Origin of the sequence: Sneathiella sp. HT1-7 (assembly GCF_020731145.1) — a bacterium.
Classification (GTDB): Bacteria; Pseudomonadota; Alphaproteobacteria; order Sneathiellales; family Sneathiellaceae; genus Sneathiella.
Map to the genome: position 1 here is coordinate 198,835 of NZ_JAJFZN010000002.1, position 24,607 is coordinate 223,441.

At 50.1% G+C, this 24,607-nt stretch carries 26 protein-coding genes; 12 read left to right on the plus strand and 14 right to left on the minus strand.

Annotation, left to right across the window (positions count from 1 at the left end):
• Positions 1-123 precede the first annotated feature (123 nt).
• Together LKE13_RS06165 and LKE13_RS06170 are read left to right on the plus strand one after the other, a co-directional pair.
• Positions 124-1,137 carry a cyclase family protein gene (locus tag LKE13_RS06165; protein ID WP_227949255.1) on the plus strand — a complete coding sequence of 338 codons (1,014 nt, stop codon included), beginning with the start codon at positions 124-126 and terminating at the stop codon, positions 1,135-1,137.
• 135 nt (positions 1,138-1,272) lie between these two features.
• Entirely contained in the window at positions 1,273-2,157 is an 885-nt protein-coding gene (locus LKE13_RS06170; RefSeq protein ID WP_227949257.1) for a NifU family protein, read from the plus strand.
• Between the two features lie 9 nt (positions 2,158-2,166).
• Here LKE13_RS06170 and LKE13_RS06175 read toward each other — a convergent pair whose 3' ends face one another.
• Together LKE13_RS06175 and LKE13_RS06180 are read right to left on the minus strand one after the other, a co-directional pair.
• Positions 2,167-2,379: a hypothetical protein gene (locus tag LKE13_RS06175; RefSeq protein WP_227949259.1), complete on the minus strand. Its 213-nt coding sequence runs from the start codon at positions 2,377-2,379 to the stop codon at positions 2,167-2,169.
• A gap of 59 nt (positions 2,380-2,438) precedes the next feature.
• A complete protein-coding gene (locus tag LKE13_RS06180; protein WP_227949261.1) occupies positions 2,439-2,909 on the minus strand; it encodes an OsmC family protein in 471 nt (156 codons plus the stop codon).
• A 143-nt stretch (positions 2,910-3,052) separates the two neighbouring features.
• Here LKE13_RS06180 and LKE13_RS06185 point away from each other — a divergent pair, with 143 nt between their 5' ends.
• From LKE13_RS06185 to LKE13_RS06195, 3 genes are all read left to right on the plus strand, one after another.
• A complete protein-coding gene (locus LKE13_RS06185; RefSeq protein ID WP_227949263.1) occupies positions 3,053-3,664 on the plus strand; it encodes a CDP-alcohol phosphatidyltransferase family protein in 612 nt (203 codons plus the stop codon).
• Positions 3,665-3,746: 82 nt separating this feature from the next.
• On the plus strand, positions 3,747-4,598 hold the full coding sequence (locus LKE13_RS06190; protein ID WP_227949265.1) for an MBL fold metallo-hydrolase: 852 nt from the start codon (positions 3,747-3,749) through the stop codon (positions 4,596-4,598).
• A 108-nt stretch (positions 4,599-4,706) separates the two neighbouring features.
• A complete protein-coding gene (locus tag LKE13_RS06195) occupies positions 4,707-5,339 on the plus strand; it encodes a glutathione S-transferase family protein (protein WP_227949267.1) in 633 nt (210 codons plus the stop codon).
• 11 nt (positions 5,340-5,350) lie between these two features.
• Here LKE13_RS06195 and bmt read toward each other — a convergent pair whose 3' ends face one another.
• The 7 genes from bmt to LKE13_RS06230 form a co-directional block, all read right to left on the minus strand.
• Positions 5,351-6,385 carry a betaine--homocysteine S-methyltransferase gene (bmt, locus tag LKE13_RS06200; protein ID WP_227949270.1) on the minus strand — a complete coding sequence of 345 codons (1,035 nt, stop codon included), beginning with the start codon at positions 6,383-6,385 and terminating at the stop codon, positions 5,351-5,353.
• A 31-nt stretch (positions 6,386-6,416) separates the two neighbouring features.
• Complete coding sequence (locus LKE13_RS06205; RefSeq protein WP_227949273.1) at positions 6,417-6,842, minus strand: DUF4389 domain-containing protein; 426 nt, start codon at positions 6,840-6,842, stop codon at positions 6,417-6,419.
• Between the two features lie 62 nt (positions 6,843-6,904).
• Positions 6,905-7,369 carry a methyltransferase family protein gene (locus LKE13_RS06210; protein WP_227949275.1) on the minus strand — a complete coding sequence of 155 codons (465 nt, stop codon included), beginning with the start codon at positions 7,367-7,369 and terminating at the stop codon, positions 6,905-6,907.
• Positions 7,370-7,446: 77 nt separating this feature from the next.
• On the minus strand, positions 7,447-8,634 hold the full coding sequence (locus LKE13_RS06215; protein WP_227949277.1) for a pyridoxal-phosphate-dependent aminotransferase family protein: 1,188 nt from the start codon (positions 8,632-8,634) through the stop codon (positions 7,447-7,449).
• 87 nt (positions 8,635-8,721) lie between these two features.
• Positions 8,722-9,984, minus strand: a complete 1,263-nt coding sequence (locus LKE13_RS06220; protein WP_227949279.1) for an MFS transporter — start codon at positions 9,982-9,984, stop codon at positions 8,722-8,724.
• Positions 9,981-11,204 carry a multidrug effflux MFS transporter gene (locus tag LKE13_RS06225; RefSeq protein WP_227949281.1) on the minus strand — a complete coding sequence of 408 codons (1,224 nt, stop codon included), beginning with the start codon at positions 11,202-11,204 and terminating at the stop codon, positions 9,981-9,983. The genes LKE13_RS06220 and LKE13_RS06225 overlap by 4 nt, the downstream gene beginning before the upstream one ends.
• 161 nt (positions 11,205-11,365) lie before the next feature.
• Positions 11,366-11,908 carry a hypothetical protein gene (locus tag LKE13_RS06230; RefSeq protein ID WP_227949284.1) on the minus strand — a complete coding sequence of 181 codons (543 nt, stop codon included), beginning with the start codon at positions 11,906-11,908 and terminating at the stop codon, positions 11,366-11,368.
• 272 nt (positions 11,909-12,180) lie between these two features.
• Here LKE13_RS06230 and LKE13_RS06235 point away from each other — a divergent pair, with 272 nt between their 5' ends.
• The 5 genes from LKE13_RS06235 to LKE13_RS06255 all read left to right on the plus strand — a co-directional run bounded on the left by LKE13_RS06235 (position 12,181) and on the right by LKE13_RS06255 (position 17,116).
• Positions 12,181-13,548, plus strand: a complete 1,368-nt coding sequence (locus tag LKE13_RS06235) for an MFS transporter (RefSeq protein WP_227949286.1) — start codon at positions 12,181-12,183, stop codon at positions 13,546-13,548.
• Between the two features lie 31 nt (positions 13,549-13,579).
• Positions 13,580-14,338 (plus strand): SDR family oxidoreductase, encoded by a 759-nt coding sequence (locus LKE13_RS06240; protein WP_227949289.1) that lies wholly within the window; start codon positions 13,580-13,582, stop codon positions 14,336-14,338.
• An 81-nt stretch (positions 14,339-14,419) separates the two neighbouring features.
• Positions 14,420-15,259, plus strand: a complete 840-nt coding sequence (locus LKE13_RS06245; protein WP_227949291.1) for a pirin family protein — start codon at positions 14,420-14,422, stop codon at positions 15,257-15,259.
• 87 nt (positions 15,260-15,346) lie between these two features.
• Positions 15,347-16,576 carry an NADH:flavin oxidoreductase/NADH oxidase family protein gene (locus LKE13_RS06250; protein ID WP_227949294.1) on the plus strand — a complete coding sequence of 410 codons (1,230 nt, stop codon included), beginning with the start codon at positions 15,347-15,349 and terminating at the stop codon, positions 16,574-16,576.
• A gap of 96 nt (positions 16,577-16,672) precedes the next feature.
• Complete coding sequence (locus LKE13_RS06255) at positions 16,673-17,116, plus strand: hypothetical protein (RefSeq protein ID WP_227949296.1); 444 nt, start codon at positions 16,673-16,675, stop codon at positions 17,114-17,116.
• 29 nt (positions 17,117-17,145) lie between these two features.
• Here the strand turns inward: LKE13_RS06255 and LKE13_RS06260 are convergent, their stop codons facing one another.
• Positions 17,146-17,754: a 2-hydroxychromene-2-carboxylate isomerase gene (locus LKE13_RS06260; protein ID WP_227949299.1), complete on the minus strand. Its 609-nt coding sequence runs from the start codon at positions 17,752-17,754 to the stop codon at positions 17,146-17,148.
• A 127-nt stretch (positions 17,755-17,881) separates the two neighbouring features.
• Here LKE13_RS06260 and LKE13_RS06265 point away from each other — a divergent pair, with 127 nt between their 5' ends.
• Positions 17,882-18,463, plus strand: a complete 582-nt coding sequence (locus LKE13_RS06265) for an HD domain-containing protein (RefSeq protein ID WP_227949301.1) — start codon at positions 17,882-17,884, stop codon at positions 18,461-18,463.
• Between the two features lie 20 nt (positions 18,464-18,483).
• Here LKE13_RS06265 and LKE13_RS06270 read toward each other — a convergent pair whose 3' ends face one another.
• From LKE13_RS06270 to LKE13_RS06285, 4 genes are all read right to left on the minus strand, one after another.
• The gene (locus LKE13_RS06270) at positions 18,484-19,398 is read right to left on the minus strand and encodes a DMT family transporter (protein WP_227949303.1); all 915 of its coding nucleotides are present in this window, start codon (positions 19,396-19,398) and stop codon (positions 18,484-18,486) included.
• 167 nt (positions 19,399-19,565) lie between these two features.
• Positions 19,566-20,207, minus strand: coding sequence for a peptide-methionine (S)-S-oxide reductase MsrA (msrA, locus tag LKE13_RS06275; RefSeq protein WP_227949305.1), 642 nt, complete (start codon positions 20,205-20,207; stop codon positions 19,566-19,568).
• Between the two features lie 123 nt (positions 20,208-20,330).
• Complete coding sequence (locus LKE13_RS06280; protein WP_227949308.1) at positions 20,331-21,218, minus strand: TauD/TfdA dioxygenase family protein; 888 nt, start codon at positions 21,216-21,218, stop codon at positions 20,331-20,333.
• 45 nt (positions 21,219-21,263) lie between these two features.
• Complete coding sequence (locus LKE13_RS06285; RefSeq protein ID WP_227949310.1) at positions 21,264-22,034, minus strand: class II aldolase/adducin family protein; 771 nt, start codon at positions 22,032-22,034, stop codon at positions 21,264-21,266.
• A 227-nt stretch (positions 22,035-22,261) separates the two neighbouring features.
• Here LKE13_RS06285 and LKE13_RS06290 point away from each other — a divergent pair, with 227 nt between their 5' ends.
• On the plus strand, positions 22,262-24,601 hold the full coding sequence (locus LKE13_RS06290; RefSeq protein ID WP_227949312.1) for a methyl-accepting chemotaxis protein: 2,340 nt from the start codon (positions 22,262-22,264) through the stop codon (positions 24,599-24,601).
• Positions 24,602-24,607: the final 6 nt, after the last annotated feature.

Genomic DNA, 24,607 nt, shown 5'->3' on the forward strand with positions numbered 1-24,607 from the left:
CATATTTTTATAAGAGCTATCAGGTTGTGCTCCCGAGGTCAATTCGTGCCGAAGTAGGGCTTTTCAGGGGATCATCTTGCGGTTAAGCTGGCAAAAAAAATAATAACATAGGAAAATACAAATATGTCCAGATGGAAGAAACGGCCAGAAGGGTCAAACTGGGGCGACTTTGGCGAAAATGATCAGATAGGCCGTCTGAATCTTATCACGCCGGAAAAAATTCTTGCCGCTGCGGCGGAAATAAAAAGCGGGGAGCGCTTCTGTCTTAGCCTGCCGCTCGATTTGCCGGGAGGGAATCTCCTGAATCCCCGTCGTCACCCACCCAAAATATCCCCGACCTTAAGGTCCGGTGACAGGCCGAACATGAATTACAATCTGTCGCAGGATAATCCAAACATGATTGATGTGATCTGTGACGATTTAGTTGTTCTGCATACGCAGTATTCCTCGCAATGGGATAGTCTGGCCCATGTGGGGCAGGAATTTGATGCCGATGATGATGGCGTGGCCGAAATTGTTTATTACAACGGCTATCGCGGCGGGGAGCATATTCAGGGACCGGAAGACGAAGGCGGCCCGCGTGCGTTGGCGCTTGGGATTGAAAATATGGCCGCCGCCGGAGTGCAGGGACGTGGCGTTATGATCGATCTGGAAGGAGAGTTCGGTCGCGCCCAGACGATTGTCGGCTATGACGATCTGATGCGTGTCATGGAAAAGGACGATGTCACCGTTGAGGAAGGAGATATGGTTTGTCTCCACACCGGTTTTGCACAAATGATTGTTGAGATGGACGGTAATCCTGATAAAGACAAGTTGCATGGTTCCTGCGCCGCGCTCAACGGACGCGATCCCAAGCTTCTTAACTGGATTACTGATTCTGGTCTATCCTTGCTGATTGCCGATAATTATGCGGTTGAGGCCCATCCATCTGTGCCCGGAGAGGGAAGCTGTGCTTTCTTGCCCATCCATGAACATTGTCTGTTCAAGCTTGGTATACATCTTGGGGAGTTGTGGTATCTGACGCCGCTGAACAATTGGCTCAAAGAAAATAGCCGGTCACGGTTCATGTTGACAGCGCCGCCGATCCGTCTACCGGGTGCAGTCGGCTCTCCCGCCAATCCGGTAGCCACCGTCTAGTATTTTAGGGCGGCTACGGCTATTGCATACATGAGTGGGTGCATTATGTTAGGCTTGTGGCTTGCCCATGCAAATTTATTCTGCTAGCTGACGACCGTGATTATATTTCCCGCTTAAGGGCATTGGAGTTTTCCCATGTTTATTCAGACCTTGCCGCATGAAAATGAAGACAGGATGAAATTTTTGCCTGGCCGTCAGGTTCTGGCGGAAGGCTCCGTGCTGTTCGAAAATGAGGAAGAGGGACGAAAGCAGTCCCCACTAGCGGCGCGCCTTTTTGATATTCCGGGGGTTCGCTCGGTTGAACTCGGGGAGGATTATGTAACAATCGTCAAACGGACGGATGAAGAACATAAAACCCTGTGGATACAGCTGAAACCAATGGTTCTCGCCGCGATCATGGACCATTACATGAGCGGTATGCCCGTTTTGAACGGAGAGCCACAGTTGGCAAGCGCCAGTTATTCTGAAAAAGAGCAAAAGATAGTTGATTCCATTATTGAGCTGATCGAAACGCGGGTTCAACCGCAGCTTCAAGAGGATGGCGGTGACGTTGGTTTTAAATCATATGATCCAGCGGATGGTGTTGTTGTGTTGGCGATGGACAGCACCGGCCTGTCAACCCCGGCATTTGGCACGCAGATTAAAATCGAAAATACACTGAAGCATTTTGTGCCGGAAATTCACCGAGTGCGATTTGAACGTATGGTCGAAGAAGAAACTGAGGTTGCGAGTGATCGGCCCGGCCTGCAAAGTGATGAGGCGGAACAAATTCGCGTTCTTCTTGAAACGCGGATCAACCCTGCAATTGCGGCGCATGGTGGATATATCACCTTAATTGACATTAAGGATAATACCGCCTTTGTTGAGATGGCCGGCGGATGTCAGGGCTGTGGTATGGCCGATGCTACGCTGAAACAGGGAGTGGAAGTTGAAATCAAATCCGCTGTTCCGGTAATTGAACGGGTTTTGGACGTGACGGATCACGCAGGCGGTGCAAATCCCTATTATGTGGGATATTGATTGCGACGCTTAATCGGCGGTGTCGATAGCTTTGATCACGAACCCGCGTTCTGCGCTATATTTGCGGCGCATTTTTTCCCAAGCTTGCTCGAGATTTTCCGCATAAAAGTCCAAATAGTGCGTTTCTGCCCAGCTATCCGCGAGATCCTTGTGATGCTCGCCTTCTTGGAGCGCAACAAGAACTTCTTCATTAAAAATAGCCGCTTCAAATTTCAGCTGCATTTCCGGTCTCGTCTATAATTTCTATTTCCGGATTTTTGCATTTTGAGATTAACAAAAGGTTATTTGTCATGCTTAACGATTGCGTCATTCAAAACTGGAAAATTCACTGAATTGGCAATAAAGCAGGTTTCATGTGCGTCATGATGAAGACGTACTGCTTTTTCAAGGTTGCTTGTCGCTGAAATGGTGACAACAGGACGCAAAATAACTTCTGTAAATCGAAGTTTTCCGTCCTTCATTTCCATTTTCCCCCAAGCGTCATCTTTATAGGAGGTGACGGCGACACTTTTCCGCGCGCAAAGAGCAAGGTAGCTTAGTAAATGACAGGCCGACAGTGACGCTACCAATAAGTCTTCTGGATTGTATCGGTCGTCCGTCCCTAAAAATACAGGATCTGCCGAACCTTTGATAATCGGTCGACCCTCAATTGAAATATCATAGTCGCGAGAGTAATTCTTATAGTCCATTGTCGGACCATTGCTCGCACCTTTCCAGTCGATATGAGCAACGAATTCATGCTTATGAACCATCTTTTATCCTTGTCACGTCATTTCACAATATCGGGAGCAGAAGCGATATCACTTTGCCTTGTTCAAAGAATGCTACTATGTAATTTTTTTACTGACAATCCTAAGGCTATTTAGGCAGATCAAAAGGGTATTTCGAATAAAAAATGTTTGATGCAGCGCTGCGAAATATCATCGACCCGCCACTCAATGCGATTGGTACCCGGATCGCAGCGATTGGTGTATCCGCGAATGCGGTGACTGTCTTTGGCTTTTTGCTTGGCCTATTGGCTGTTCCCTTGATTGCAATAGAGCAATATGGCGCGGCCCTTATACTTATTCTTATGAACCGCCTGTTCGATGGTCTGGACGGAGCCGTTGCGCGACACTCGTTGCTCACTGATTTCGGTGGATATCTTGATATTATCTGCGACTTTATTTTTTATTCGGCAGTTGTTTTTGGCTTCGCGCTGGCCAGCTCTGAAAATGCGCTCTATGCCGCTTTTCTGATTTTCAGCTTTATGGGAACCGCGTCGACCTTTCTAACTTACGCAATTATGGCGGAAAAACACGGGATATCGACGGATATTCAAGGTCGCAAGTCGCTTTACTATCTCGGTGGACTTGCCGAAGGCGGAGAGACGATTGCCGCGATGCTGCTGATGTGTATTTTTCCAAACTATTTCATGATAGTCGCACTTGTCTTCGGTAGCATGTGCTGGGTAACCACCATTACACGCATTTATGCTGCTTGGCTGACATTCGGTAAAAGCCACTGATCACCATTGTTTGGTCAGCCGGAACCGCTATACTCTTTCCGTAGTACATAAAAATAATAAAAATAATGACGGAGGACCCCGAATGAGCGATTGGCAAATCGGCAACGTAAAGATTACCCGTGTTGTTGAGGTAGAGGCAACTGGCGGCACTCGCTTTATCCTCCCGCAGGCAACTCCGGATGCGGTGCAGCCGATTGACTGGCTCGTCCCGCATTTCGCCACAGCAGAAGGCAAGCTGATCATGAGCATTCACGCGCTCATTATTGATACGGGTTCGCGGCGGATTATTGTTGATACCTGTCTCGGCAACGATAAAAAACGTGAAATTCCCGCTTGGAATATGCTGCAAACAACCTTCCTTGCTGATCTCGAAGCGGCTGGATACCCGCGTGAGAGCTTTGACACCGTGCTTTGTACACATCTTCATGTTGACCATGTGGGCTGGAATACGATGTTGGTGGATGGGGAATGGATGCCGACTTTTCCGAACGCGCGCTACCTGATCGGAGCGACGGAATGGGATTACTGGCGGGCGACGGCGCAGGACGAATTTGGTGATGTCATCGGCGATTCGGTTACGCCCATCATCGATGCGGGTCTTGCCGATCTTGTGGCGATGGATCATCAGATATGCGACGAGGTGAGCTTGTTCCCCTCCCCAGGCCATACGCCGGGGCATGTTTGCGTTCAAATCCGTTCTGCAGGCGAAGAAGCGATCATTACTGGTGACAGTATGCATCACCCTTGTCAGATCGCGCATCCTGAATGGTCAAGCGCGGTGGATGCGGATGCCGCCGCAGCACAGTCAACCCGGCATGCGTTTTTGGAGAAATACGGTAATACAGATACACTCATTATCGGCACCCATTTTGCGACCCCGACAGCGGGACGTCTTAAAAAGAAAAATACCGGGGAGTATTGGCTAAAAGTCTAATGACATTCTGATAAAATCTCAGGAAACTGTGCAGAAATAATGATTTCTGCGCCAAATTACAGTGAAGTAACTAATCCGGGGCGCAATACTGGATGAGGTAAAATAAAAATGAAGCTATATGACTGTCCCGGGCCGCCGAGCCCGCGCCGTGTCAGGATATTTCTGGCGGAAAAGGGACTAGATATTGAAAAAGTGATCGTCAATATCCGGGAGGGAGAGCAATTTAACGACGAGTTCAGGGAAATTAACCCGAACTGCACAGTGCCAGTACTGGAACTCGATGATGGAAGCCGGATCTCGTCGATTGATGCAATAAACCGTTACCTGGAGGAGAAATTTCCTGAACCGCCACTATTCGGCAGCTCTCCGGAAGAGCGGGCGCATATCAATGACTGTTGCCATTATATAAATGTGAATGGGTTTATGGCGGTTGCTGAAGCTCTCCGCAACTCTGCGCCGAGGCTTGCTCACAGGGCTATTACCGGACCGCGAAATGTTGAACAGATTGCTGAGCTCGCGGAACGTGGACGACAGCGTGTTGTTTACTTTTTTGAAGACATGAACAAACAGCTTGAAAATCAGGAATTTATGGCCGGAAACAGCTATTCTGTTGCAGACATCGGTGCATTGGTGGTGGTGGATTTCGCAACCAAAATGGCGAAGATCGAGATGCCGGAAGGGCTTGATAATCTCAACCGCTGGCATGCGGCAATCTCAGCCCGCCCAAGTGCAGACGCTTAAAAGAACTTACCTTAACTCTGGCGGCGGCGATTACGACGATTGCCGCGGCCAGTCTCAGGTGACGCCCCATGAGACGCCTCTGCCGGTAACTTAACCTGCCAAACGGGGCCAAAGCGTGCTTCGATTTCCGAGATACCGATGTCCTTTTTGGGTGTATATCCGTCGAGGGCTTCCGCCATCGCTTTCAGATGCGCGTGACTTGTACCGCAACATCCTCCAATGATCCGGGCACCCGCATCGGCCGCAAGTCGTGCGTAATCGGCCATCACCTCCAGCGTCCCGCTGTAAATCAGCTTGCCATCCTTGAATTCGGGAATACCGCAGTTGGCTTTGGCAACGATAATGTCGCCTTCTTTCGCCGTGGATTTAAGGCCTAAAACAGTTTCCAGTAACTCACCCGCACCGACGCCGCAATTAGCGCCCCAGCCAACGGGGGGCGCAGGCAGATCATGGCAAAATTCAGTGAAATCGGCAGGTTTAATGCCCATCATTGTACGCCGATTGGTATCGAATGACATGGTGCAGACAAAAGGATGTCCAGTTGCCTTCGCAGCCTCAACCGCAGCAGCTACTTCCTCTTTTGAGGACATAGTTTCAATCCAGAGCACGTCAACGCCACCCTCAACCAGTGCATTCGCTTGTGCCTTGAAGGCTTCAACGGCCTTCTCGTGAGTGAGGGTGCCCATCGGCTCCATCAACTCGCCCGTCGGCCCCATGGATCCCGCCACAATAACCGTGCGGTCCACGCGATCTGACTCCGCACGGGCAATCTTTGCGGCAGCAATGTTAAGTTCCCGAACCCGATTTTGGGCATTGTGAAGTTTAAGCCGGTAACTCGTCCCACCAAAGCTGTTGGTCAAGATGATATCCGAGCCAGCATCGACGAAACCCCGATGCAAATCGTGAATTTTTTCCGGCGCATCAATGTTCCATAGCTCCGGCGCGTCGCCCGACTGCAGACCGACAGCAAAGAGGTTCGTTCCAACCGCACCGTCAGCCAGCAAGAAGGGTTTACTATCCAGAAGTTCTTGAAGTTTATTGACCATATTTATGTCCTATACAAAGGCCATGCAGAGATTAGGCGGTATTCGTGCCTTTGTCATCATCCGCATCTTCGGGCTTAGGTGTTGGACTACTTTGGGGCTTTCCAGGCGGCTTTGGCTTTTTCGGCTGCTCTTCCGCTACAATGATCACATCATCGCTTGTTTCGCTTTTACTCGCAGTCGGCGTTTGTGGCGGCCACGGGCCGACAGGAAAGGGTTTCTCGTCGCTCTGATAGGACAAATACGCAACGAGTTGCTTATTGTATTCCGCAAGTGCGCCGCCGAAAGATTGCAACTCCGCAAAAGGAGTACCCGTCAGCAGTGCTTTGATGAATTGTATGATCGTGATCGCAAACAGGACGATACTGGCGACCCGGAAAATGATCGCATACAGGATCAAATATATTAATCTCGTCCATGTCGTCGTCGACTTAACATGCTTTTTTACATCATCTGTCATTGGTTGCACCCCTTGAGATGGTCAATATGTTATGGCGGGAAACCGCGACTATTTCAGGCTACTTACAGCCAGCGTCGAACCCTTGCCTTATAGTCTAGATATTCCTTCCCGAACTTATCTTCAAGGTAGGCTTCCTCTCGGGTGATAACGTGAAAGCGAATTACGAGGAGGCAGATAGGGAGAAGAAGGAGAGCCACCCAACTGTCCGCGGCGACAGCAAGCCCCACATATACAGCCGCCATTGCGACATAGATAGGATTGCGAGAGTATTTGTACGCACCGTCAGAAATGATTTTTGTTGTCGGCTTCCAAGGCTCGATATTTGTGCCGGCATTTTTGTGCTTTTGCGCGGCGAGAACAAGACAAATAAGGGATGTGAGTGCAATTACACTGCCAATAGCAGTCAGGTTAGTCGCCGCAAAATGTCCACCGATCCAAGCTGAATCCAAAAGTATGCCTACCAAAAGGAAGGCAAAGAAACAAATCGGCGGCGGAATTTTTACTCCTGCATGATCAGGTTTAAACACGGAAATCTCCCTCTACAATCTATTGAATATTAGCAAAGAAAAGATTCCCTATCCGTGTCCTGCGTCACAAAAGATAATTATCGTGGGACGTTGGTGGCGAGAAAATCAATTGCTGCTTCGACACCGCCTGCACCATGAGGAATGTTTAGGGCTTTCAGGCTCATTTCAATCGAGCCTAGCGTGCCGAGGAGCATGGGCGCGTTGATATGCCCCATATGCGCTATCCGAAGCGCTTTGCCGGAGAGTGCTGCAATGCCCACACCAACAACAACCCCGCATTTTTCGATGCAATAATCATGAATAGCTTCAAGATGCTGTGCATTCGTCACTAGAACTGTCGTTACGGAGTTCGCGCGCTCATTAGGATTAATAATGTTAAACGCGAACTCATCTTCTTCCGCCCATTTTCCAACTGCCACGCGAGTTGCACTGGCAAGCAAACGATGTCGTTCGAATATATTGTCTAAGCCTTCATTGCGAATAAGCTCAAATGCCTTTTGCAGCCCAAAAAGCATATGTACTGGCGGAGTACCTGCGTAATTCTGGTAATGTTCAGGGCCTTGACGGCTCGTCCAGTCCCAATAGGCAGTTCGGAGGTTTGCTTTCTGGTGGCGTGCCATGGCTTTTTCATTTGCGACGGTGAAGCTTACTCCAGGTGACATCATCAGCCCTTTTTGGCAAGCGGCGACGGTCACATCGACCCCCCATTCATCCATCCGATAATCCATCGTTCCAAGAGAAGCGATCGTATCCACCATTAGTAAGGCATCATGTCCAGCGTTATCTATCGCACGGCGAATTGCCGGGATATCATTCTGAACGCTGGAGGCTGTATCAACCTGCACGACAAGGACAGCCTTAATGTCGCTGCTCTTATCCGCCTTTAGACGAGTCTCTATAGCGTTCGGGTCGACAGTCTTCCGCCAGCTTCCGGGAAGAACCTCCACATCAAGGCCAATCGTACCGCCCGTCTGACCCCATCCGCTGGCAAATGATCCGCTTTCCAGTACAAGCACTTTGTCATCGCGGCAGAGAACGTTACTCAGCGCGGCTTCCCAGGCACCATGACCGTTTGCAATGTAAATAAAGGGAGTACCCTTTGATTTCGTTATCATGCGCAGATCATCTTTAAGGCGTGCTGTCACATCAACAAGTTCGCCTTTACGAATATCCACCGCTGGGCGGTGCATCGCCGCCAGAACTTCATCTGGAACAGTTGTTGGACCAGGAATGCTCAAAAATTGGCGGCCGTTTTTGACGCTCATATTGGTAGTTTCCCGTAATAGGTATTCAAATAGTTAGAAAAGTGTATTCGCTTTTGTGCAGAGGGCAATGGTAATCTGTCCGCTGTGTCATTCTTCATTTCCCTTATCCTCCTGCTCGTAGGATTCCCTGGCAACGGAACTATAGAGTTGCTTGCTTGAAGAGCCGAGACTGCCCAGTGGCAGGAACTCCGCCTTTTTCTTGCCGGATGGCCGTTGAATGACACGAATGATTGTCAATATTGCCAGAAACAGGGTGCAGCCGATTACATAGTAAAACAGACCATTCGGGCCGACCCGACCCATAATTTGTGAGGCTACGATTGGTCCGATGCTCGCGCCAGTGCCATAAGCAAGGAGGAGGCCGGCCGAAACCTGGACAAGACGATCCTGATCGGCGAGATCATTCACCTGCGCGGAAGACATGGGATAAATTGTGTAGCAAAATCCACCATAGATGATACAGAAGGCAAATAACGACAGGATGTAATGCTCTTCTGCGGCCCATATTATACCCACACTGACCAGAGCTGTTGCTAGGGCAGATATGATAAGTATTGAGCGTCGGTCAAAAAGATCGGATAGACGACCTACAGGAAATTGCAGCAGCATGCCGCCCAGAAGAATGGTTGCCATAAAGGTTGATATCTGCCCGAGGCTAAGGCCGATGGTGGCTGCGAAGATGGGGCCCATGCTATTGATGGCGGAATTGGTCAGGCCAGCCACAAGGGTTCCTGCGACGCCAACTGGAGAAATTCTGAGAAGCTCGCGGAACTTCATCCTTTCAGGGGCCGAAGGTTTTGGTGCTGTCGCCCGGGTCAGGAGGATGGGAACAAGTGCGATGGAGAAAATAATGGACGCCACGGAGAAGAGTTGAAAACTATCCGGGTTTGCAACTGTGATCAGAAACTGGCCGGACCCGGCACCAAGATAGTTTGTGATCATATAGAGCGAGAGGACGCGTCCCCGCGTGGCATTCGTGGAGCGTTCGTTCAGCCAGCTTTCAACGATCATCACCATGCCGGCCATGCAAAACCCTGTGACTGCACGGAGGAAGAACCAGGCAACTGGGTCGATGAGCAGCACATGCGCTAAGACCGCCACTGACATGACTGAAGCAAAGGCGGCAAAACTTCGGATATGTCCCGCGCTTGCCACGACGCGAACGGCGTAAAATGCACCCAGAAGCATTCCAATAAAAAATCCGGCCATGATGATGCCCGTGACTTCCGTCGAGAACCCTTCGAGCTTACTGCGGAGTCCAAGCAGAGTACCGAACATGGCATTCGCAACCATTAACAGACCATAGCTGGACAGGAGGGAGGCAACGGACTTAATCGAACCCCATATCATAAGCCGGATCCGGGATCGGTTTTTGATGTTCGCACAGTCCAGATCATCGCCGCGAGTGACAATGCGCCAAGCACGGCGAAGCTGGCGACAAGCGGGAAAACCGTGCCATCATAGAGCTGAGCAATTAGGGTGCCGAGGCCCATGGAAACGAATGTCGTAATGGAGCCGATAACCGCCGCCGCGACCCCAGCTATATGTCCAAGCGGCTCCATCGCCATGGCGTTGAAATTACCGAACAGGATACCGATGCAAAAGAAAATAACCATAAAGAAGGAAACCAGCGCCCAGAGCGGAGGATGCCCTTCCCACATGTAGGTATAAATCATAAACAGGACGGACAAAATGGTCAGCGCGACGAGCGCATAATAGGAAAGTTTGCGCATACCAAAGCGCATAACCAAGCGAGCATTTATGAAAGAAGCGGCCCCCAGCGCCAGCGCCAGCGCACCGAAATATACCGCGAACATGTCGCCTACGCCATACTGATCCTGAAATATTTGCTGTGACATGGTGAGGTAACCAAGAAAAGCACTGAAAATGAATCCGCCAACCATTGTAAACCCAAATGCCGCACGGGTATAGATCACTTCCTTGGATGCTCTCCAGATACGTTTGAGAGAGAGAGGCACGCGCCGCTCCACCTCAAGCGTTTCTTCCTGACGAAGGCCGAACCATATGAGTGTTGCCAGCCCGAGAGCGAATAAAGTAACAAAAATAATGCGCCATTCCGCAAAAAACAGAATGAATTGGCCAAGGGCAGGTGCGAGCACGGGAACCAAGATAAACACGGTCATCACGAGAGAAACAAACTTTGCCATTTCCCGCCCTTCATATTGGTCACGGATAAGGGCAAGGGAGACAATGCGCGGTGATGCCACGCCTAAGCCTTGCAGGAGCCGACCGATGAGCATAACGGTGAAATTGGTGGCAAAAATGGATAAAAGACAGCCAGCAAGGAATAGCCCGAAGCCCATATAAATGGCGATCTTTCGTCCGGTAGTGTCGGATATGGGGCCGTAAAACAGTTGGCCGATGGCAAGACCCAGAAAAATGGTTGCAATGATGTACTGTCTGTCGTTCGGATCTTCAGCATGTAGATCCTGACTAATATCGAATAGGGCCGGCAGCATCATATCAATTGTGAGGGCAACCATGGAAATCATCAGCGCGAGCAGGATGACCTGCTCAACAAACCCAAGTTTTTTTGACGGCGCGGACATTGGTGAGCTGATGCTCCTGTCTTATAACAGTGTTCGGGATAAAGCTGGAAGCTGCAGGCTCTCTAGTGGAGTGTCACCTTCCGCTCGATGATACCCCACTATAGTCTATTTTATTTTAGGCTGAACAGACTGTTTTTGATCAAACATCTTTTAACGTTCATTTAGTGCCCGATGGTGCTACCCATCGCGTGCTGCAATCGTTGAAATGTCAGGTCATCCCATGTTGCGGAACCATAATTTTCGGCAAAATTACGGTTTGGTCCTAGCAGTATGGACTGGTCGGTATCTATGCCTAACGCACGTACATACTCATCGTCTGTAATTACGAATTGCGTTTTATACGGAAAGAGGAAGCTTCCCTTGCGCTGACTGAATTGCTCTTGCGCTTCCTCATAATTTCGGCACCAGATATTCAGTAACCCTGTGCATTTGTTATTGTACCAAAGCACGCCCATATCATCGCCAATATGGGCAGATCCACCGAGAATATGGCTGGCATGCTGCCAACTTTTAAATCCGGCTAGACGGGATACAGCTTTCAGCGCGTCTTTATGCTGGAAAGGAGGTTCTTGCTTGCCAAATTTGCTTAACGTTTTCAGGGCTTCCGGCTTTTCCTGAGCGGCGGCCTTCAGCAGAATACGGCTGCGGATTTTTAGTTCCGCGAGTGAACGGCAGGCAATGGGCTTGTTTTCGGAAATAGACATATCATAACTCCAAAGTTTTATCGGCGTCCCGCGAAGCCAAACTTGTAAGTATAAAACATGTCGGTATCTGAAGTTGTTTCAGGGTGATGTCATCTTGAGCGGGCAGGCGCACCTGAGAACCTGCGGCCAATATAGGCATAGTTTATTGCGAGTCAATTCTTGATAATACTGACACGGGTATTTTTCCGTTTCGCTTGTCTGACTTAGTGGGTTAAGCTTCGCGTTATGCTGACGGGAGTTCCACGTTGCAAAACCAATAATAAGGAAGCAGCATGACCCAAATGAAAAGTAAGACACAGTTGCATGGGATGGATGCGACGCTCGCACGCACTCCATTTTTCTATGGATGGGCGGTTGTCGCCATTGTCTTTATCACAATGGGGATCGGTGTAAATGTCCGAACCTCTTTTTCATTGCTATTTCCTTCTATTCTGAACGAGTTTGGCTGGGATCGGGCGACAACCGCCGCCGCCTTTTCGATCGGCTTTGCGCTTGCGGCAATTCTGGCACCGATCGTGGGCAAGCTTCTGGAATTTGTTGCGCCACGATATCTTCTCTCGGTGTCTGCTGTCACAGTGAGTATCGGCCTGATAACTTCCACATTTGCCACTCAGCCTTGGCATTTTTACCTCACTCTTGGCGTGCTGATGGTGGGAACCGGAATAGTCTTGACCTATGTCGGACAGTCGATGTTTTTGCCGAACTGGTTTCAGCGTCGCCGCGGCCTTGCGGTAGGAATTGCTTTTTCAGGGGTTGGAATAGGCTCCATGATTCTGATGCCCCTTATCCAGGAAACAATTTCAGCAGAGGGCTGGCGGGACGCTTGTTGGCTGATGGCGTGGCTGTTGCTGGTTGTCATTCTACCACTCAATTTCTTTTTTCAGCGTAAGCAACCTTCTGATATCGGTCTTTATCCTGATGGCGATGCCGCACCGGATCAGGAACAAACACGTGGTCAGCAGGCTGCGGCCGATCCTGTGGTGGATCATGCTTGGGTTAATACGGACTGGACGATAAAAAAGGCGATAAAAACAGGGACGTTCTGGTGGCTGTCCCTTGCGTGTTCGACGGCGCTTTATGTCTGGTATGCGGTGCAAGTGCATCAAACGAAATACCTGATTGAGATTGGCTTCTCCGATCTGGAAGCCGCGTCAGCTTTGGGCCTTGTTGGTTTTGCCGGAGTGCTGGGACAGATATATCTTGGTAATCTTTCTGACCGTATTGGTCGGGAATGGGTGTGGACCATCTCAACAGCGGGTTTTCTGCTTAGCTGTGTCTTGCTATTGATTATGGAGCATGTACCAAGTGCAGCGATGATGTATGCCATGGTCATCTTGCAAGGCGGTCTCGGGTATGGTGTAGCAACTGTCTATGGGTCCATGCCTGCCGACCTGTTCCAGGGACGGGGCTACGGCATTATTTTTGGAACGATTAGCACGCTCGCACTGGTTGGCGGTGCCGTAGGGCCTTGGCTTACAGGGCTTTTCTATGATGAGGCCGGAAACTATCATCTTGCCTTTTATGTCATTATTGGCATGTCGATATTGTCAATCATGTCAGTCTGGCTGGCAGCGCCACGAAAACGGCGACTGGTTGCCGGGCAGGCGCAAAAACGTGCAGCAAGAGCGACTGTAAACTAAACATGAATTTCAAACGTAGTGGATTAAAGACATGACGGGGAAAAGCAGGATCGCACTTGTCACGGGTGCGGGGGCAGGGATTGGCAGGGCCGTATCTCTTGCACTTATGAAGAACGGTTATCATGTCGTACTGGCAGGGCGAAAACGCGAAACCCTTCAGGATACGCTGGACCTTGCAGGTTCGGCGTCTGCCAACGGGTTGGTGATCCCAACTGATGTAAGCGATCCGGCGTCGGTTGAAACCTTGTTTAATAGGCTCCGGGAGGAATTCGGACGACTTGATCTTCTTTTTAACAATGCCGGTATTGGCGCGCCACCCGTAACACCGGACGAGTTGGCCGTTGATCTCTGGCAGAATGTGGTGAACACGAACCTTAATGGCTCCTTTTATTGCGCCCGGGCGGCATTTGGCCTTATGCGAGAGCAAAGTCCGATGGGGGGCCGGATCATCAATAACGGGTCGATTTCGGCACATGTACCCCGCCCGAATAGCATTGCCTATACCTCAACGAAGCATGCCATTACCGGGCTCACAAAATGCCTGTCGCTGGATGGACGTGCTTTCGACATCGCGTGCGGGCAGATTGACATCGGCAATGCGGAAACCCCGATGACAGCAGTTATTAAAAAAGGTGTCCCGCAGGCCAATCTCTCGATTGCGCCAGAGCCTGTCATGGATGTTGAAAATGTTGCCTCCGCTGTCCTTTATATGGATAGTCTGAGCTTGGAGGCGAATGTTCAGTTCATGACGATTATGGCAACGAAAATGCCTTTTATCGGCCGCGGGTAATGCGAGACTTTCAATTTGAGATTTCATACATATATCTAACCGATCGTTCCAATATATTTGAGAAGGAAAGTCAGGTGTATTATGTCCAACTTGCGAAAAGTGAACCGAGTTATTCATTCTGTTGAAGCTTCCGACGGGGCCGGTGTAAAGCTGCGCCGCTCAATCGGATCGGAATTGATATCGGAGCTAGACCCGTTTCTGCTGCTCGATAACTTCGGCACTGAAAACCCGGATGATTATATCGCAGGCTTTCCTTCTCATCCCCATCGCGGTTTTGAGACCGTGACCTATATGATTGACGGTCAGATGCGGCACAAGGATTCGACCGGTGCGGAAGGCGTGCTCGGTCCGGGTAGTGTCCAGTGGATGACTGCCGGGCGCGGGATTGTGCATTCCGAAATGCCGGAACAACGTGAGGGTCGGATGAGTGGGTTTCAGCTCTGGGTCAATTTGCCCGCGAAGAACAAGATGTGCACGCCGCGGTATCAGAACATTGATCCTGACGATGTACCGGAGGTGGTGCTTGATAATGTGACACTTCGGGTGCTTGCGGGCGAGGTAGATGGTCCTGACGGACCTGTTATGGGGCCAGTGACGGGTGTTGTGACAGATCCCATCTACATAGATGTCTCGCTGGAGGCAGGTGGTCGATATCGCCATGCGGTGCCAGAGGGACATACGGCGTTTGCCTATGTATTTGATGGCACCGTTGATGTCAGCGGCCAAGAGGTAATCCAGCATCATCTCGCGATCCTTTCGGATGGGGGGACGGTTGAACTTTCGAGTGAAGTTGGTGGTCGGGCCATTTTGGTCGCCGGGCGACCTATTGGAGAGCCTGTGGCACGCTATGGCCCGTTTGTGATGAACAGCTTTGATGAAATACAGCAGGCTGTTCGGGATTTCCAGACAGGCAACTTCTAACCTTGCTTGATTGACCGGGGAAAGGCCGTTAGGATTTTCCCCGGCTTAATTGTCTCCATAGAGAATGACGAAAAAGGACTTGCGCCAATGACAGTAGACATTTCTTCCCCGATTACTCTCCCGTGCGGTGTTTCGGTTAAAAACCGGATTGCCAAGGCCCCGATGACGGAAGGGCTGGCTGACCCGATGAACCGTGCGACGGGACGCCATGTCACGCTTTATAAAAAATGGGCCGAAGGCGGCGCAGGTATTCTAGTGACGGGTAATGTTCAGGTGGACCGCCGATATCTGGAGAGGCCGGGGAACGTTGTCATTGATCAGAATGGCGGGCTGGAGGAACTTCGCGCATTTGCTGCTGCGGGGACGTTGAATGATACTCTTCTGTTTATGCAGATCGGTCATGCAGGGCGGCAGACACCGCGCCGTGTGAACCCCCGGCCGGTCGCTCCGTCAGAAATTTCAATGACACTGCCTGATAGTGCCTTCGGCGCCCCGCGCGCACTCACATCCGAAGAGGTGGAGGATGTGATCAAACGGTTTATCCATGTAGCGACTGTAGCCAAGGAAACAGGATTTTCCGGTGTTCAGGTTCATGGTGCGCATGGCTATCTGATTTCCGAATTTCTCTCGCCCCTCGCCAACCAGAGGACAGATCAATGGGGTGGCAGCCTTGAAAACCGCGCCCGTCTTTTACGCGCCGTTGTGCAGGGTATTCGGACGGCAGTAGGTCCGGAGTATCCGATTTCCGTTAAACTGAATTCGTCGGATTTTCAAAATGGCGGTTTTAGTCATGAGGACTGCCTGCAGGTTGTGAAATGGCTGGAGGAGGACACGGTCGATCTCCTTGAAATTTCTGGCGGCAACTATGAGAATCCCGCCATGATGATTGGTGCACGCGGCGCGGATGAAATTCGCAATTCGACCATCACTCGTGAAGCCTATTTTATGGGATATGCCAAAAGCATTCGCGACGCAACGAACGTTCCCTTGATGATCACCGGCGGGTTTAGAAGCCGTGCGGCAATGGACGCGGCACTTGCGGAGGGGAATGTGGATGTAATCGGGATCGCACGCCCGATGTGCGTCGACACGGATGCGCCGAACCAATTGCTCGCGTCGCCGGATGCCAGCACGATTGCCTACGAACAGACTATTAAACCGTCAAAAGGCGCACTCGGCTGGTTTTGCCTCAATATCATCCGGATCGCGGAGGGCAAAGGCGCGAATCCAGACATGACTGGGAAAGAAGCGATTACGGCTTATCTCGAAAATGAAGAACGAACCGCCTCAGCAATGGAAAGTGTAAATACAAAATAACCGGTTAAAATTTTAAAAAGGAAATTTGATTGCGGTCAATGCGGCTTCAGGCAGATATTAGTAGGTTTGAAGTTCATTCAAAGGGGGGAAAGGCGTATGTTCGGTAATCCGTCATTGATAACGCGCATTGCGATTGGCAAGTTTATTGGTCTGTTTTTCGGCTTGATCGGCTTTTTCGTAATGCCATATATCTGGCCCGAAGGTGATATGTTGCTGCGGCTTGGTGTATTGTTTTGGTACATCACAGTTGGTGCATTTATTGGCGTTTTCGGCGTGATGGACTGGCACCCCATACTCCGTATGCCGCTGCCTTGGTGGTTCCGCGCGCCCTGGATTGGCGGCTGGATGAACTTCGTCCTTACCCTCTTTGCGTATGATACGTTTCAGCAAATGATGCTCTATATTTTCGGACCTGACTTTCCTTTCTTGTCGCCTTTCTGGTTTATTCTGGAAGGTGCAGTTATCGGGTTAATCATTGGGTATTTCGCGACGAAGTTTGGTGGTGAGGGCAAAGCCACAGTGCCCGAACAAACTGAATAGTCCGGGTAAGGGCTGGTTGTGAGGCCCGGCTACTGTTGACGCATAATCTCTCTTTCGACGGCCTCCAACCGGTCCTTGCCGAAGAACATTTCGTCGCCAACAAATACCATCGGTGCGCCAAAGCAACCGCGCTCGACGGATGCGCTCGTATTTTGGATAAGGACTTCTTTGATGGATTGTTCCTGAATACGACCAAGAATATGTGTGCCATCAAGGTCGACGGCGTTTAAAGTGGTGGTGATCACTTCCGGGTCATCCATCTTCTTTTCATCTTCCCACATGGCCATGAACATCGCGTCTGTATATTGCGCAGAATAGCCTTCCTCTTCGGCAACGATTGCCCCGCGCATCATCTGAACGGTGTTAACGGGAAAATGAGGGTTCATCTTGAATTTTGTGAGTTTATGTTCCTTGATAAAGCGCATTGTTTCTAGACGCGCGTAGTCCATTTTGAGAGGAATATCTGCAAATTGCTGCATGGGTGATTTATTGTTAGTCATCTTGAAGACGCCGCCCAGCAATATCGGGAAATAGGTGAACTTTACCCCGGTTCTTTTCTCAATCTCGGGAATGGCTTTATGCACAAAGTAGCAATTTGGGCTGCCAAAATCATAGTGAAGTTCGACATTTATCGTCATCCGATGATTCCTTTTTTGTTTTTTGTTGCCGTGGTAAACTGCAGTCTGAACCGGGAGGCGACAAGAGACAAGAGTTGTCTTATGCTACTCAGACATAAACAATAATAATATCGACGGGAGCGGTAAAATGAATGAAATCTCCAATGAGAGAGCAAAGTTCAGCCAGATGACAGACGGCACAGCGGCCGACTACAAGATCATTTCTGACAATTTCAAAGTTTTTTCCAAGGAATTGCCGAACAGGGTTCTGAATCACTTGAAGCTATTGGAAGGTGATTTTGGTGGCTTTTCTGTGGATAGACTTGAGCATTCCCTGCAAAGCGCCACACTTGCCCATCAGGACGGTCAGGATGAGGAATATGTTGTTGCGGCGCTGCTGCACGACATAGGTGATACGCTGGGCACTTTCAATCATGCGGATATTGGCGCGGCAATGTTGAAGCCTTTCGTGTCGGAGAAGATCCACTGGATCCTCGAAAAACATGGTATTTTCCAGGGCTATTATTTTTTCCACCATATTGGCTTGGACCGGGACATGCGCGAACAGCACCGCGGTCATAAGTATTTCGAGGATTGTGCGCATTTCTGTGCCGCCTATGATCAGGCTGCGTTTGACAAAAATTTTGAGTCAGCGCCATTAGAATATTTTGAACCGATGGTACGCCGGGTCATGGCCTCGCCCAAGCAATCCATTTATCTGATGGAGTAGAGGCTCTTCCCCGATAGCCTCTATATCTTTGTCTCAATGGCTGAGGGTGTTTGCGCCTTGCGGCTGACCTGCAATTCCCGGTGGGAAATATAGGTCGCCGCCCCAATGATGACAGCACCACCGATCATGACGTAGGGGTCTAGCGGTTCGCCAAATACCAGTAAACCCAATATTGAGGCCCAGACGAGTTGTAGAAAACCGAGTGGTTGGGTCACTGTTATGGGCGCAGCCTGAAAGGCACGGGTCAGGGTGTAATGACCCGCCGTCGCAATAATGGCGGCCAGAGAAAGCCAGGCGAGTTCATGTGTCGTCGGAGCGCGCCATTGTATGATTGCGCCCGGCAATAGGGTGACAGTACATCCCAAGGAAAGCATGCCGACGATCATGGATGAACTCTGGTTTCCGGTGAGCTTTTTCGCAATAAGAAACGAAACAGCAAAGAGCGGGGCCGCGCAGAGTTGTGCAAGCTGGCCAAGCTGAATCTCCTGAAAACCGGGCCGCAAAATAATAAGCGCGCCGATAAACCCCGCAATGACGCCGCCAATTCGCCGAAACTGAAGTCTCTCGCCCAGAAAGATCGCCGCACCAATAGTGACAAAAATCGGAGCGACGTAACCAATTGCGGTTACTTCTGCAATCGGAATGCGGGCCATGGCGTAGAACCAGAGCATAACACCGACCCCATGGACGAGACCTCGTGAAATAAACAGCTGGGTGTCCCGCCTATTTGGCATGCCCGGCCAATGTCTAATAACCATGGGGAGAATAATCAGTGACCCCAAACAATAGCGAATAAACGCGGCCTCAATCGCGGGCATATCAGAGCCAAGATGGCGAACAATCCCCGTCATGCCGACAAAGAGAAAACTCGTCAGGATCATCCAGGCGATCCCTTGCAGGGTCGTGCTGTTTTTCAGGGAACTGGATACTGACATGCGCTGGCCTTTTTATTTTTATTGCGGCGTCTGCACAAAGTTGTTCAAGCAAAGCTGTCGCGCCAAGATTCATTTTAAGACGCGCGACAGCTTTTGACTACTTTATTTCGGATAGCGGTAAACTTGATGGTAGAATTTCAGAAATCCAAATCCTCGTTTTGGGTCAATTAATGTTCCATTATGCCGCGGTGAGCCTGATCGCCCCAAAGCTCTTCTACCTTGGCATCCCGACCGCAATTGAAGCGGTAAAAGCTATATCTTATTGGGTTTATCTCAGCATAGTTTTGGTGATAGTCCTCTGCAGGGTAAAATGTCATAGCACTTCGGATGGGAGTAACAACAGGATCATTCAATAGCCCCGAGGCATTAAGCTCAGCTTTGGAATTTTCGGCGGTTGTTTTTTGGGTATCGCTGGTCGTGAAAATAGCCGTCTTGTAACTTTCGCCGCGGTCGCAAAACTGGCCGCCGTCATCGGTTGGATCGACACTCCGCCAGAAAATATCCAGTATACTTGCATATGAAATCTTGTCTGGATCAAAGATGATTTCGACGGCTTCCAAATATCCGCTACCGCCCGCCGAGACAGACTTATATGTCGGATTGGGTGATTCTCCCCCGATATAGCCTGAGGTCGTCTTCAGCACGCCAGGGACATGATCAAAATCTGACTCCACACACCAGAAACACCCGCCTGCGACAATGGCTGTTTCCTCAGCTGCAGCAGCTTGAGATGCGATGCCGACAGCCCCGCTCATGACAATGGCGAATGCCAACATAACTCTTTTAATGGGCGTATAAATCTTCTGCATTAACGAATCTCCGCTTCACGACGTAACTAAACACTGGTCGACTAAGTGGGCTAATTACGTTGGGATTACCAGAGCATCTCGCAGAAAGTTGATATCACAAAAAAGTCAGCGGATCGGGTGAGTTCAGGCCGCTTTTTCGTTTTTCGGCATGGCCGGACCGAATGGACGGTCTCCCGCGACTGTTGTCCGGTAAAGCGCTCGTCGATAACCATCATAGTCGTTGAGCGCAAGATGCATCGCCGCCCGATTATCCCACATGGCAAGAGAGTTTTTCCGCCACCGGAACCTGCAGGTAAAAATCTCGCTGACCGAATGACGATAGAGCTTTTCCAAAAGCTCCCGACTATCTCGTTCGGACATATCCTTAAACCGGATTGTGTAAACAGGGTTGATGAATAGCGCTTTACGCCCTGTTTCCGGATGAATTCTGACAACGGGATGCTCGATTTCATCATGTGCTTCTTCAGACTGGATGATCGTCATCGACTTCCGCTTCTTGGTGCCAAGAATGCTTTTGCCTGTGCCGTAAGAGCGACGCGCGGAGTGAATCGCCACCAGCGGATCGATGAGCGTCTTCATACCGTCCGACAGGGTTTCATATGCAAGGTACATATTGGCAAACATTGTATCACCGCCATAGGGCGGGATATCATCCCCAAACAAAATGGTCGCCATCGGCGGATTTTCCTGAAAGGACCAGTCCGAATGCCAATGGCCGCCGAAATTTATGGTCTTTACTTCGTCTGCTTCTTTGACGACGGCAATTACCTCCGGATGCTCTCCCATTGTCTTGACATATGGTTCAATGCCAAATGGCCCAAATTGGGAGGTGAAGTTCTTTAGATCTTTGATATCAAGCGGCTGATCCCGAAAAAAAACAACTACATGCTCGAGGAAGGCCGCACGAATTTCTGCCACTGTTTCTGCGTCAAGGTTGGTGAGATCAACGTCGAAAATTTCCGCACCGACTGTTCCCGTTAAAGGCTCAACTGAGATTTTTTTATACGCCATTGTTCTTTATCCCTGCTTTTATTTATTTTTTTAGAACATTGAACTTTATTCTGCATAGCCCGGCAATTGACGGTCAAGCTTACGCAGGAGGGCTGTCCAGGCAATCCCGGAAACAGCGGTCAGGCCTTTCTCGCCCTGCTTTGCCGTTACTTCCACAACGCTATCGGATGGATAGTGAAGCTTGCGGCCCCCTGCGAGGCTGGCAACCTGCATTTCGCAGGCGCGCTCCAGGAAGTACATACTCAAAAACGCATCGCGGACTGTTGGGCCGAGCGCGAGCGTGCCGTGGTTCCAAAGCAGCATCAAATCCTTGTCACCGAGATCCTTTTGCAGGCGCGGCCGTTCGTCATGATTAAGCGCGACACCTTCATACTCGTGATATGCAAGTTGCTCTCGGACGAGGAGAGCTGTCTGGTTGAGGGGCAATAACCCTTCTTCCTGTGTCGCGACGGCAGTGCCGGCCGCTGTATGCAGATGCATGACGCAGCCTGCATCGTGCCGCACTTCATGAACTGCGGAGTGTATCGTGAAGCCAGCAGGATTCACCGGATAGTCACTTTCACCGACTATTTCGCCGCTCAGGTCAATTTTGACCAGGGACGAGGCAGTAATTTCATCGAATGTCATACCATAGGGGTTAATGAGAAAATGGTTGTCATCACCCGGTAGACGCGCAGAGATATGAGTAAAAATCAAATCATCCCAGCCAAATAGCGCGACCAAACGATAGGCAGCAGCAAGGTCGGTCCGGATTTCCCATTCGGTGGCACTGAATTGTTCGCGTCGTGATGATTTCTGTAGTTTAGCCAAGCTCATTCTAATCTCCCGTGTCAAGCTTCCGGGTTATGCTATTCATCTGAAAGCTGCGTACACAACCGGAATACATAAATTTTTATTTATTCTGAGGTTCAAGTGTAGCGGATTTTTTGATTTATGAACAATTCTCTTTTATCGGGCAATGTCTAACGCGATGTTAATGTTTTTACGGTAGTCATATTTAAGTCGTTGTAATTTATGAGGAGCCGAGCGGGCTAATTGAACGGATGATGAAAAAATTACTAAAGCTTTTAAAAAAGAAGAGCAGCCCGAAAGCAACGGGAGGCGAAGTTAAATATTCAAAATTTGGCATTGGACCTCGGCTAATTGCGGCATTTTCTGTCGTTGCGGTTTTGACAATCGCCATTTCGGCAATCAGCTGGGTCAGCCTGGGAACAATTACAACCGCGCAAGAAGATCTTATAAATAAGAAAGTTCCGTCAATCTCTCTGGCCCTGAAGCTTGCGAATGAGACGACAGCTCTCGCGGCAGCAGCGCCGCAGCTCAGCACGGCAAAAACAGAATCTGAGCGGCTTATGAGCATTAAAGCTATCGAGGATACGGGCAAAAAGGCCTCCGCGCAGTTAAGTTCACTGCGTGAGTTCATGGCGGGCAATGAATTTCTCCCAAAAATCGAAGATGGCCTGAATAAAATGCTGGAAAGCTTGGAACGGCTGAATGGGCATGTTCAGAATCGCATCGAGCATTCTAAACAACTGAATACGACGTCTCCGGGCCTTTCGGTCGCTCGCGATATACTTGATACGGGATTGAGCCCATTCCTTCTTCCTTTGAGAATGCAGGTTATTGAAAATTCCGAAAAATGGAATGAATTGCTCACGCAGTCCATAGATAAGGCACTTGCGGGAGTGCGTCCTGAAAATGACACCTCTAAATTTTCACAGGAAATACTTCAAATTCTCCGCTTTCAGGAAGAGGTTTTCTCTTTCAAGAGCAACGGATATCAAATGCTGAGCCTGCTTACAGAAGGCTTGCAGACAGGTGATATTGACGCTGTGAAAGACTTGGAATCCACCTTCTTGTCATCGATTGCATCGCTGGGGACGCCATTGGACGAGATAGAAAAGCAGACATCGAAAGGCCAGACGCAGGAACTCTCTGAATTGTTCGGTGACTTTCTCGCGATGGGCGTAGAAGAGAGTAACTTCAGCTCAGTCAATATCTTCAAAACCCGTATTCAAGAGTTGGAAGCTGCCAAGGCAGCAGAGGCAACCGTAAGTGAAAGCCGGTTCCTTGCTGCAATCCTTGTAAATAATGTGAACGCATTTACCGCAGAAATTGAAGAGTCTTTGGGGGCTGCGGCTCAACAAAACACCGCCCTCGCGAATACGACAAAGATGACATTGTTGATCTGCGCTTTGGTGGCATTGTTGATTACAATCGCTATTGGATGGCTTTATGTTCGCCGTAATATCATTCGTCGCTTGATGCTTCTCGTGAGCTCTGCCCAGCATCTTTCCGAAGGAGACCTTACGTCAAGCATTTACCGCGACGGGACTGATGAAATTGCCCGGATGGGACATGCTCTCGTTGGATTCCGCGATACTGCCCGTGAAGCTGAAGCCGCGCGTGCGGAAGCAGAAGCTGAGCGCCAGAAACGTGATGAAGAGAAAGCCAAGCGTGAAGCAGAACAGCGGAATGCAGAAAAAGCTGCTTTGGAAGAGCGTGAGCGACTCGAACGCGAACTGGCAGAAACGAAAACCAAGGAGCGGAACCAACTCGCCGATACATTCGAAGGCAGCGTGAAGCATCTGGTCGAAAAATTTGCCGCTGCTGCTTCAGAAATGACGGGAAGGTCACAATCGATGACGAAGTCCGCCGAAGATACAACACAGCGCTCTGCGACTGTCGCTTCGGCATCTGATCTTGCGACATCCAGCGTCAATTCAGTCGCGGCCGCAACAGAAGAACTTTCTTCTTCCATCAATGAGATCAGCCGTCAGGTTAGTCAGGCGGCCAGCATCGCAGGGGAAGCCGTCACTGAAGCTGAGCGGACCAACATAATGGTCACCTCGCTGAATGAGGCAGCATCCAAAATTGGTGATGTTGTCGGTCTGATTAACGACATTGCTGGGCAGACTAATCTGCTCGCCCTGAATGCGACCATTGAAGCAGCCCGGGCCGGTGATGCCGGTAAGGGGTTTGCTGTCGTCGCGAGTGAGGTGAAGAATTTGGCCGCACAGACAGCGAAGGCAACAGAGGAAATTTCTGAGCAGATCAAGGCGGTCCAGGAAGAGACTGGGAATGCCGTTGGTGCAATTGGTGATATCACAACAACCATTGGCAAGATCAACGAGATTGCGACCTCTATATCTGCCGCCGTGGAAGAGCAGGGCGCTGCGACTGGTGAAATCAGCCGGAGCGTTCAGCAAGCCGCTGAGGGATCGCAAGATGTCTCCGAAAATATTCAATCCGTGAGAAGTGCAGCAGAATCGACGGGTAAATCGGCGCAGGAAGTTGAAGAAATCTCGAACGGGCTTACAAAGGAAGTAACAGAATTAGATCAGCAGGTAGAAGGGTTCCTTGCGCAAATTCGCGCAAGCTAGTTATAG